Origin of the sequence: Gemella sp. zg-1178, from assembly GCF_018790995.1 — a bacterium.
GTDB lineage: Bacteria > Bacillota > Bacilli > Staphylococcales > Gemellaceae > Gemelliphila.
This window is the reverse complement of record NZ_JAHKEI010000031.1, coordinates 1-10,489: the sequence shown is the minus strand read 5'-3', so window position 1 is coordinate 10,489 and position 10,489 is coordinate 1. Positions and strand designations below refer to the sequence as shown.

The window sequence follows — 10,489 nt, the reverse complement described above, 5'->3', positions numbered from 1 at the left end:
ATGCAGATGACAGCTGTATATTCATGTGTGAGAATATTATCAGAAACCCTCGCTAGTTTACCACTGCATATATACGAAATAACAGATTTAGGAAGTAAAAAAGCAACCAACCACTATTTATATAACTTACTCCATAACGAACCTAACAATGAGATGACAAGTTTTATATTTAGAGAAACATTAATGACACATTTATTATTATGGGGGAATGCATATGCTCAAATTATTCGTAATGGGAAAGGTGATGTTTTAGGACTTTACCCACTAATGCCAGATAAAATGAAAGTTGATAGAGATGAAAATAATACAATTTTTTATGAATATACAACAAATGATGGAAAAGTAAAATTAACCACACAAGACGTATTACACATACCAGGATTAGGATTTGATGGCTTAGTAGGTTACTCACCAATAGCTATGGCTAAAAATGCAATTGGTATGGCTATTGCAGCTGAAGAATACGGGGCGAAATTTTTTTCTAATGGAGCGACACCAAGTGGAATATTAGAACATCCTGGTACAGTAAAAAATGCAGAGATTTTAAGGAAAAGTTGGACTAGAGGATTTTCAGGTAAGAATAACCATAAAGTTGCGATACTTGAAGAAGGTATGAAATATACTCCTATTTCAATAGCACCAAATGAAGCACAGTTTTTAGAAACAAGAAAATTTCAAATAAATGAGATAGCTAGAATTTTCAGAGTTCCTCCACACATGGTAGGTGATCTTGAAAAGTCTAGTTTTTCTAATATTGAACAACAATCTCTTGAGTTTGTTAAATATACGCTAGATCCTTGGGTGAAACGTTTTGAACAAGCTATGACTAGGAGATTACTTAAAAGTGATGAAAAGAAAAAATATTATATAAAATTCAATGTTGATGGACTACTTAGAGGAGATTATCAAAGTAGGATGAATGGATATGCAACAGCACGTCAGAATGGTTGGATGAGTGCTAATGATATAAGGAGTTTAGAAAACTTAGATTTGATATCAGATGAGGAAGGAGGAAACTTATATCTAGTCAATGGTAACATGTTACCACTTAAAAAGGCTGGTTCTTATGCAGAGAGATTAACAGATTATAAGGAGGAAAACACAGATGAAAAAATTTTGGAATTGGAAGACAGTACAAAATAATAATGATAAACCACCAGAGAACATATTATTTTTAAATGGAACAATAGCTGAAGAATCGTGGTTTGATGATGAGGTTACTCCACAGATTTTTAAAGAAGAACTAATTAAACATAGTGGAGATATTACTGTATGGATAAATTCACCTGGTGGAGACTGTATTGCAGCCGCACAAATTTATAATCTCTTAATGGAACACAAAGGAAATGTTAAGGTGAAAATTGATGGGATAGCAGCTAGTGCTGCGAGTGTAGTTGCTATGGCAGGAACAGAAGTTATTATGAGTCCTGTTTCAATGCTTATGATTCATAACCCTATGACAATTGCATATGGTAGTACAAGCGAAATGCAAAGAGCTATAGATATGTTAAGTGAGGTTAAAGAATCAATAATTAATGCTTATGAAATAAAAACGGGATTATCACGAAACAAAATATCAAAACTTATGGATAATGAAACATGGATGGATGCAAGAAAAGCAGTTGAACTTGGTTTTGCTGATTCTATCTTAAAACGAGATGAGATTCAGGATATTGAGATTCCAAATGTTAGTATGCTTTATCAAGAAGCAACAGTTCAAAATTCAATGATGAATAAAATCAAAGAAACTTTTAAAAACGTAAACGAAGAAAAAATAGAAGCTGATTCGTTAATAAATAGATTAGATTTAATAAAAAACTGGAGGTAAGAATTATGAATAAAAAAATACAAGAATTAATTGAAAAACGTGCTAAAGCATGGGAAGGTGCAAAAGCCTTTGTTGAGAGTAAAAAAGATAGTGATGGGCTATTATCAAAAGAAGATGTTGAAACTTACAACAAGATGGAAGAAAAAGTTAAAAACTTTACTTTTGAAATAGAGAGACTTCAAGAGATGGAAAATATGGAAAGAGAATTATCAAAACCAGTAAATGATCCGTTAATCTCAAAACCAATGGTGTCTGACAAAGAAGATAAAATCAAAAAAAATCTTCAACACAAAAAAGCAATGATAAAAGCACTACGATCTAATTTTAGACAAATTGAAAATATCCTACAAGAAAAAGTAGATACTGATGGAGGATATTTAGTTCCAGATGAGTATGATAGTAGATTAGTTGATACGTTAGAAGAAGAAAATATTATTAGAAAATTATCTCAGACTTTAAAAACAAATGGTGGAACCTATTTAGATAAAGTATCTACGATTAAAGCAGATGATGTAATAAACTTAGTTCATGCTTTAAAGCGTCCATACCGAAAAAATGCAGTTTTTATTACAAATGATAAAATAATAGCTAATATCAGAAAACTAAAAGATAACAATGGTGCATATATTTGGCAACCATCATACCAATTAGGAGAACCTGATAAATTAGCAGGATACCCAGTGTATACTTCAGCTTTTGCACCAGAAAATAAAATTGCTTTTGGTGATTTTAGCTATTATAACATAGGTGATAGAGGTGCTCGTTCATTTAAGGAACTCCAAGAATTATTCGCGGGTAATGGTATGATTGGATTTGTAGCTAAAGAAAGAGTTGATGGTAAGCTAGTATTACCAGAAGCAGTTCAGATATTACCAATCAAAGGATAATATAAACTATGGAACTAAAACTTGAACAAGTTAAAAACTATTTGAGAGTTGATACAACAGAAGATGATGAGTTAATCTCATCACTTTTGTTTACAGCTAAAAAATTATGTTTAGGAATACTAAGGGTGAGTAGTTTTTCAGAGTTAGGTGATGAGCATGATTTTGATGAATTTAAAATACCGATATTATATACTGTTGCTTATCTTTATGAACATAGGGAAAATGCTGATTTTAGAGAATTAACACTAATACTTAGAGCGTTATTATTTAATCATAGAAAAGAGGAGTTTTAAGATGGATATTGTAGAACTGGATACTAGAATTACTTTTCAAAAGGTAGTTTTAGAATTTGATGAATTGCATCAACAATTAGAAACATGGAGTGATTTTTTTACTTGTTGGTCTAATTTAAAATTGGTAACTTCAAGTGAGGTAGAAAGACATAGTGTTAATAGGAGTTCAGAAGTAATCTCTTTTGTAGTTAGAAAAATGTTGGAATTAAAAGAACTTAATACGTTAGAATATAGAATAAAGTATAACAATAAGTTTTTTGACATATTAGAAGTAGATGTGTTCAGTAAAGATAAAAAGTTTTTAAGAGTTAAGGGAGTTAATAGCTATGACTAAGAGGACAACTATTGATTCACTTGCTGCGGAGATAACAAAAGGCTTAAAGGAATATTCTAAGCTAACTGAGGAAAGTTTAAAAGGTGCAGTAGTTGAAGTGAGTAATGAAGTTAGAGATAAAATAAAAGAAGGATCACCTAAAAAAAGTGGAGATTACGAAAAAAGTTGGAAAGTGACAAAAGAAAGAGAAACAGCACACTCTATACAAACAGTAGTTCATTCAAAAAATAGATATCAATTAGCACATTTACTTGAATTTGGACATGCGAAGAAAAATGGAGGGCGTACTAAAGCAATTCCACATATAGAGCCAGCAACAAGAGATATTAGCGAAAAAGTATTAGAAAGAATAAAGAGGGATTTATCGTGAATAAAAATGAAGTATGTGAAATGTTATATAAGCTAGAAATTCCATTTGTTTATAGTCATTTTAAAGAAGGAAGTGCTCCAAGATTACCATTTCTTATATATTATTATGACGGTGAAAATACTTTTAAAGCAGATGGAAAATTATATTATAGTGTAAAAAATTTAATTATAGAAATATATACAGAGAAAAAAGATTTTAAATTAGAAAAAAAGATAGAAGATCTTTTACAAACTTATTCTTTAATCTATACAAAAGACGAGGTATGGATACCGAGTGAAGAAATGTATGAAACAATTTATAAAATGGAGGTTTAAGTATGGAAAATAAAGTAAAATTTAATTTGTCTCATGTTCACTATGCAAAATTAACTGAAGGTGATACAACAACTTATGAAAAACCAGTACCAATTCCAGGTGCTGTAAAAATTAGTTTAGAACCTAATGGAGAACCAGAAAGTTTCTATGCAGATGGAGGATCATATTACACAATCAATAACAATATGGGATATGACGGTGATCTTGAGATTGCAATGATTCCAGAAAGTTTCAGAAAGGATATTCTTCAAGAAAAAGAAGATAAGAATAAAGTTCTAGTTGAAGATTCAGGATCAGAAACAAAGAACTTTGCACTACTTTTTGAATTTGATGGAGATCAGAAAAAAATACGTCATGTACTTTATAATTGTTCAGCAGGTCGCCCAAAAATTGAAGGTCAAACAAATGAGGAATCAAGAGAAGTACAAACAGAAACACTTTCAATAAAAGCAAGACCTATCAAATAAGGACTTGTGAAGAGTAAAACTGGTAAAGAGACAACAGAAGAAACATATAAGAATTGGTATCAAACAGTGTATATGCCAACACATGAAGGAGAAATGTAATGGGAGTTATTAAAGATATAAATGTAGATGGAAAAGTTGTAACATTTAAAGCGTCAGCAGCGATACCTAGACTTTACAGAATGAAGTTTAGTCGTGATATTTATAAAGATTTGCTTATATTAGATAAGATTAATAAGAATAAAGGAAATATCGATATTGAGAGTTTAGAAATATTTGAAAATATCGCATATATTATGGCTTACCATGCAGATGATAAAATCTCAAATTATGTAGGTGAATGGTTAGAACAGTTTGATACTTTATCTGTATATAAACTTCTACCAGACTTAATAAAATTATGGGGTATAAATGTTAAAAATATGAGTACATCTAAAAAAAAGCAAAAGAAACTGAGCGGACGTTAAATACCGCTCTTTTTTTACTGCGTTCAGTTGAATTAGGACTTTCAATGAATGATTTATCTGAGTTAACAATAGGGTTAGTAAATGATATGTACATTGAAAAAAATAATGATAGTTATAACTATAAAGTAATAGCGACACAAGAAGATATGGATAATTTTTAGGAGGTGATTGTATGGCAAGTAGAATAGCAGGTATTACTGTAGAAATCGGAGGAGATACTCTTAAATTAAAACAAGCATTAAGTGAAGTTGAAGGTAAGATTAAGCAAACTCAAAGAGAACTTAAAGATGTTGAAAGACTATTGAAACTTGATCCACATAATACCGAATTACTTACTCAAAAACAAGAACTCTTAAATACAGCCATAGAAGAAAATAAGAAAAAACTAGAAACATTAAGGCTCGCTGAGGAACAAGCTAAAACTGCACTCGCAAATGGAGATATTTCAGAAAAGCAATTTGACGCATTAAAAAGAGAAATTATTGCGACTGAACAAGAACTAGATAAATTCACAGAAAAATTAAAACACACTAATAGTTCGATGCAAGCTACACTTAAAGAAGTTGGAGGTAAATTCAAAGAGACTGGAGAGAAGATATCTTCAGTAGGCACAAATCTATCAAAAAATGTGACAGCACCAATTGTAGCAGTTGGAGCTGCAGCAACATTAGCCTTTCGTGAAATTGATGAAGGATATGATACGATTATCAAAAAAACTGGAGCAACTGGAGAAAGTTTTGAGGGGTTAAAAAATGTTGCGGATAATATTTTTAAAAGTTTACCTGTTAGTATGAGTGATGTAGGTGTTGCGGTGGGAGAGGTTAACACTAGGTTTAAAGTCACTGGTGATGAGCTTCAAGAACTATCTACTTTATTTCTTAAGTTCGCAGAGATAAATGAAACAGACCTAAATACCGCTATAGGAATGACAAATAAAATAATGCTTCAGTGGGGTATTGACGCTAAGGAAACTGCCAATGTGTTAGGATTAATAACACAAAAAGCACAAGATACAGGAATAAGTGTTGATACTCTTATGAACGGAGTTCAGCAACATGGAGCAATCCTAAAAGAAATGGGGTTAAATCTAGGTCAGAGTATTAACTTACTTGCACAATTTGAAGCAAATGGTGTAAATGCAGATCAAGCGTTAAGAGGTTTTAGAAAGGCAGTCGCAGCCTACACTAAAGATGGACTTTCTATGGATGAAGCCCTTAAGAAAACAATTGAATCGATAAAAAATGCAGGGAGTGAAACTGAAGCACTAACGATTGCGACTAAGATTTTCGGAACTAAAGGTGCTGCAGAGATGACTAGGGCTATAAGAGAAGGTAGATTTTCTATAGATGATTTATCAAAAAGTATGTCTGAGTACGAGGATGTTGTAGACAAAACATTTGAAGGAACAGAGGATGGTATAGATAAATTTAAAGTAGCTAGTAATAACGCTAAGCTAGCATTAGGTAGTTTAGGAGAAACAATTTCTGATGTTTTAGGTCCAATTTTACAAGGGATCGCTACAGTTTTTGGAGGTATAGCAACTTGGTTGAATAGTTTAAGTCCAACAGCTAAACAGATAGTCGTAATAATTGGGCTTATAGTAGCTACGATAGGTCCACTTTTAGTAATAATCGGTACAGTCATTGGTTCTATAGGAAATTTAATAACGGGTGTTGCAACAATTTCTGGTGCTTTTAGTGCGATGAGTGGTGTAATGGCTGGTTTATCTGGTGCGATAGTACAAATGCTCGCTATAATAGCTGCGGTTGTAACATTGATATCTATAGGTAGTTATTTAAAAGATCATTGGAGTGAAATAAAAGACTTTTTTATAAATCTTTGGGAAGGGATAAAAACTTACTTTTCAGAAACATGGACGGCTATTAGTACTACTATAACCGTTGTGTGGGAAGTTATTAAAAATTATTTTTCAACAACACTCACAGCTATTAGTCTTATATTTACAACTGCTTGGGAGGGTGTTAAAACTTATTTTACAGAACTTTGGCAAAGTATAACCTTAGTAGTGACTACAGTTTGGGAGAATATCAAAACATATTTTACAACTACCTTTACGGCTATTCAAACTATCTTCACAACCGCGTGGGAGAGTATAAAAAATTTCTTATCAACAACTTGGGAAGTAATAAAAACAATTTTCCAAACAGTTCTTGATGTAATAAAAAATATCATTACAAGTTACTGGGATTTTGTATTCCAAACTACAAGTACAATTTGGAATAGTATAAAAGATTTCTTATCTACTATATGGCAAAATATTAGTAATTCTATAAATACGATAGTACAAGCAATTAGTGATTTTATAAGCACCTCTTGGAATAATATAAAGAATGTTATAAGTAATATTTTAGATGCTATTTTTAACACAGTTTCAAATATCTGGAATAATATTTATTCAACAATTTCTAATCTTGTAAACTCAGCTTATTCTTGGGGGAGTGATTTAATTTCAGGGTTAGTACAAGGTATAAAAAATAAAATTAGTGCAGTAGTAGACGCAGTAAAAGGAGTAGCTGATACCATTTGGAGTTATCTACACTTTAGTGTGCCAGAAGTAGGGCCACTTACAGATTATGAGGATTGGATGCCAGACTTTATAAAAGGATTGTCTAAAGGTTTAGATAGTAGTAGAAGTCTTTTGAAAAACTCGGTATCTAAGTTATCAAATGATTTGGTGATAAATCCAGCTTTAAAAGGATTCACACTTCCAAGAGTGAATGCAACATCAGGTATAAGTAGTGATGATTTAAACAAATTAATTCAAGCTATAAATATACCACACGAGACAACTGGTGATATAGTTATCCCAGTTTACTTAGGTGCAACATTACTTGATGAAATAATAATAAATGCACAAAACAGACAAATTATAAAATCAGGAGGAAGGTAATATGAAAAAATCATATATAAAAATTAATAATGAAACAATACCAACTCCTAATGAGATAGACTTTGAGTTTAGAGATATAGAAGGTAGTAGTAGCGGAGTTACCGAAGCAGGAATAACACATAGAGACATTGTAAGGGAAAGTGTGATATCTATATCTTTGAAACTAACTCTAACAAGCCGGTATCTTTTAAAGTTATCAAAAATGTTAAAACAAACTACAATACCAGTTAAATATTTCGATCCTTATTCATTAGAAGAAAAAGAAATAAATACTTATTGTACAAATTTTAAGGTTAGTCTTTTAAATAAAAACGGTAGTCTTGGAATTTGGGGTGTTAGTTTTAAATTGGAGGAATACTAGATGTATCAGACAAGTGTTAACTTCAATAAAACGATAAAAAATAAAAGTAGAAAGTATTTTTGGACAGGAGAGGTAGTATTAAAAACTGGAAAAATAATAAAATTTGATGATAAACACATCCTTAAAGATAGTTGCTATATAAGTAATTCATGTTCAGGAAGTAATGAAATAGAACTAGGTTCTGTTTACGCTGCGGAGATGGGTATTACCTTGAAACTTGATGAACTAAGAGAAATAACATTAGACGGAAGCATTATAAAACTATATTTCAACTTAGTCTTGGAAAATAATGAAATTGAAAAAATACCACTTGGAATATTTGAAACAACTGAAGCTAATAGAACGAAGAAATTTGTTGAAATTAAAGGTTATGACTTTATGGTTAAGTTTAATAAAACTCTGAGTTTTAAAGAAACATCTGGGACTATTTATGAACTTCTAGAATTCTCTTGTAAGAAGTGCAGTGTAGAACTTGGAATAAGCAAAGAAGAAATTGAAAAATTACCAAATGGAGTAGAAAGAGTTGGGATTTATGCCGAGCATGATATAGAAACGTATCGTGATTTAATTCACTATATTAGTGCAACTACTGCAAGTTTTGCGACTATAGATCGTTTTGGGAAGTTAATATTAAAAAGATTTAATACGAACTCAAATTATGAAATAAAAGAAATAGATAGGTATGAATTAAGTATTTCAGATTTTACAACTAGATATACTGCAGTACAAAGTACAAATCTTAAAACAAAAATATCAGAGTATTATTCAAAAGAAAATGACAATGCTTTAACTATGAATATTGGTGTTAATCCTCTTATGCAGTTAGGACTTCCTGAAAAACGAGTAAGGATGTGTAAAGCAATTTTAGAAGAGGTAGCTACATTTGATTATACTCCATTAGATAGTGTAGTCGTAAGTAATCCAGCTTTTGAAGTTGGAGACAAGATTACTTTTAAGGTTGGAGTTGAAAGTTATCATACTATAGTTACATCAATTGAGTATAAAATTCATGGAAAATATAGAATTAAGAGTGTAGGTAAAAATGCATTACTATCTAAAGGTAAGAGTAAACAAGATAAGAATATTCAAGGTATATTACAAACAATTGAGTCTGACAGAGTAAAGGTGAATGCTTATGTTAATGGAACTGAAATAAAAATAGGACAGAATTCACAAACAATAATTGATATAGAATTTGCATCAAGTAAAGAAACTGATGCTTTTTTTATCGCTACTGTGTTATTTGATGTTAAAAGTTTAAAAAAACATATTGAAGAGACTGTTACCTTAAAAGATGAAAAAGAAGAGAAGAAACTAACTTTGATTAGAGAAGTCGAGGAGGATCAAAAGCTTAATATCATATACTCATTAAATGAACTTACAATAAAAAATCACGTACCAAAGTTTATAGCTAAAGTAGGAAGTCAAATGGTTACGTTATTCTACCCACTAATAAACTTAAAAGAAAAAGTGATTAACAGATTTACTGTGGATTTCGAGTTAGAAAAAGGTAGTCTAGTTATTCCAATAGAGGGAATAAGTGCTGCGATCATAGGTAGTGCTTTAGGAGGAGATGTACCTTGGGACGGTAAAATAAAAGTAAATGAGAACTTAAGTAAATTAAAACTATCACATAGAAAACAAGTGGATTTAAGTGAAGGTAGTATAGATGTTGAAACTTATGATGTTCCTAAATATGAATTTAGTGATGTGATTATAAAAAATGATTTAAAACGAAAATTCGTATTTGGAAATATAACCGAGAATGTAGAAGTGGAGGATAAAAATGAAAGGTAAGACAATAATAGAATTAACCGATGTTAAAACAAAAAAGAAAGAGGTTTTAAAAGATGATAACCTCGTAACAGATGTTTTAGAAAAGATTCTAACATTAAATCCAAATGGGCTACTTACAAATATTAATAAAGATACATTTTATCCAATAGTTGAAAAGATAGTAGGAGGAATCTTGTTATTTAAAGATAAAATAATAGAAGACAAAAATACTAGCTTTGTAAGTACAAGTAATGAATGTATTGGATATGCAGGACAAGTAGAAGGAGTTCAGGAAAATCCACTGCAAGGTAGTTTTAATAAGCAAGAATCGAAAGCAACGTCAAACGGTTATAAATTTGTTTGGGATTTTGGAACATCAAAAGCAAATGGTAAAATATCGAGTGTTTGTTTAACTAATGCCAAAGCGGGAGGTGGTTATTTTGGAACAAAGAGTGATGGTAAAACAAACCGTATAAAACTAGGT

13 protein-coding genes are annotated in these 10,489 nt (G+C 30.9%); all 13 read left to right on the top strand.

The features are described 5' to 3' along the window. Positions 1-1,143 (top strand): phage portal protein (locus KMP12_RS06740; RefSeq protein WP_215756975.1); only part of this gene is annotated, 1,143 nt, incomplete at its 5' end. Continuing rightward, positions 1,106-1,828, top strand: coding sequence for a head maturation protease, ClpP-related (locus KMP12_RS06735; RefSeq protein ID WP_215756974.1), 723 nt, complete (start codon positions 1,106-1,108; stop codon positions 1,826-1,828). The genes KMP12_RS06740 and KMP12_RS06735, both read left to right, overlap by 38 nt. 5 nt (positions 1,829-1,833) lie before the next feature. Then, complete coding sequence (locus tag KMP12_RS06730) at positions 1,834-2,715, top strand: phage major capsid protein (RefSeq protein ID WP_215756973.1); 882 nt, start codon at positions 1,834-1,836, stop codon at positions 2,713-2,715. A gap of 8 nt (positions 2,716-2,723) precedes the next feature. Continuing rightward, complete coding sequence (locus tag KMP12_RS06725) at positions 2,724-3,008, top strand: head-tail connector protein (RefSeq protein WP_215756972.1); 285 nt, start codon at positions 2,724-2,726, stop codon at positions 3,006-3,008. A gap of 1 nt (position 3,009) precedes the next feature. Then, a complete protein-coding gene (locus KMP12_RS06720; protein ID WP_215756971.1) occupies positions 3,010-3,342 on the top strand; it encodes a phage head closure protein in 333 nt (110 codons plus the stop codon). Beyond that, the gene (locus tag KMP12_RS06715; protein WP_111743394.1) at positions 3,335-3,712 is read left to right on the top strand and encodes an HK97 gp10 family phage protein; all 378 of its coding nucleotides are present in this window, start codon (positions 3,335-3,337) and stop codon (positions 3,710-3,712) included. Before KMP12_RS06720 ends, KMP12_RS06715 begins: the two co-directional genes overlap by 8 nt. After that, positions 3,709-4,026: a hypothetical protein gene (locus KMP12_RS06710; RefSeq protein ID WP_215756970.1), complete on the top strand. Its 318-nt coding sequence runs from the start codon at positions 3,709-3,711 to the stop codon at positions 4,024-4,026. Before KMP12_RS06715 ends, KMP12_RS06710 begins: the two co-directional genes overlap by 4 nt. 2 nt (positions 4,027-4,028) lie before the next feature. Continuing rightward, positions 4,029-4,493: a major tail protein gene (locus tag KMP12_RS06705; protein ID WP_483867058.1), complete on the top strand. Its 465-nt coding sequence runs from the start codon at positions 4,029-4,031 to the stop codon at positions 4,491-4,493. A gap of 98 nt (positions 4,494-4,591) precedes the next feature. Beyond that, positions 4,592-4,957, top strand: coding sequence for a hypothetical protein (locus tag KMP12_RS06700; RefSeq protein WP_215756969.1), 366 nt, complete (start codon positions 4,592-4,594; stop codon positions 4,955-4,957). 172 nt (positions 4,958-5,129) lie between these two features. Continuing rightward, positions 5,130-7,868, top strand: coding sequence for a phage tail tape measure protein (locus tag KMP12_RS06695; RefSeq protein ID WP_215756968.1), 2,739 nt, complete (start codon positions 5,130-5,132; stop codon positions 7,866-7,868). Between the two features lies 1 nt (position 7,869). Continuing rightward, positions 7,870-8,229 carry a hypothetical protein gene (locus KMP12_RS06690; protein WP_215756967.1) on the top strand — a complete coding sequence of 120 codons (360 nt, stop codon included), beginning with the start codon at positions 7,870-7,872 and terminating at the stop codon, positions 8,227-8,229. Then, positions 8,230-10,026 (top strand): hypothetical protein, encoded by a 1,797-nt coding sequence (locus KMP12_RS06685; RefSeq protein WP_215756966.1) that lies wholly within the window; start codon positions 8,230-8,232, stop codon positions 10,024-10,026. Further along, on the top strand, positions 10,016-10,489 hold a 474-nt coding region (locus KMP12_RS06680; protein ID WP_215756965.1), incomplete at its 3' end, for a hypothetical protein. The genes KMP12_RS06685 and KMP12_RS06680, both read left to right, overlap by 11 nt.

Coding starts and splice junctions, on each gene's coding strand:
- KMP12_RS06685 (WP_215756966.1), top strand. CDS start 8,230: ATGTATCAGACAAGTGTTAACTTCAATAAAACGATAAAAAATAAAAGT.
- KMP12_RS06690 (WP_215756967.1), top strand. CDS start 7,870: ATGAAAAAATCATATATAAAAATTAATAATGAAACAATACCAACTCCT.
- KMP12_RS06705 (WP_483867058.1), top strand. CDS start 4,029: ATGGAAAATAAAGTAAAATTTAATTTGTCTCATGTTCACTATGCAAAA.
- KMP12_RS06700 (WP_215756969.1), top strand. CDS start 4,592: ATGGGAGTTATTAAAGATATAAATGTAGATGGAAAAGTTGTAACATTT.
- KMP12_RS06735 (WP_215756974.1), top strand. CDS start 1,106: ATGAAAAAATTTTGGAATTGGAAGACAGTACAAAATAATAATGATAAA.
- KMP12_RS06725 (WP_215756972.1), top strand. CDS start 2,724: ATGGAACTAAAACTTGAACAAGTTAAAAACTATTTGAGAGTTGATACA.
- KMP12_RS06720 (WP_215756971.1), top strand. CDS start 3,010: ATGGATATTGTAGAACTGGATACTAGAATTACTTTTCAAAAGGTAGTT.
- KMP12_RS06715 (WP_111743394.1), top strand. CDS start 3,335: ATGACTAAGAGGACAACTATTGATTCACTTGCTGCGGAGATAACAAAA.
- KMP12_RS06695 (WP_215756968.1), top strand. CDS start 5,130: ATGGCAAGTAGAATAGCAGGTATTACTGTAGAAATCGGAGGAGATACT.
- KMP12_RS06730 (WP_215756973.1), top strand. CDS start 1,834: ATGAATAAAAAAATACAAGAATTAATTGAAAAACGTGCTAAAGCATGG.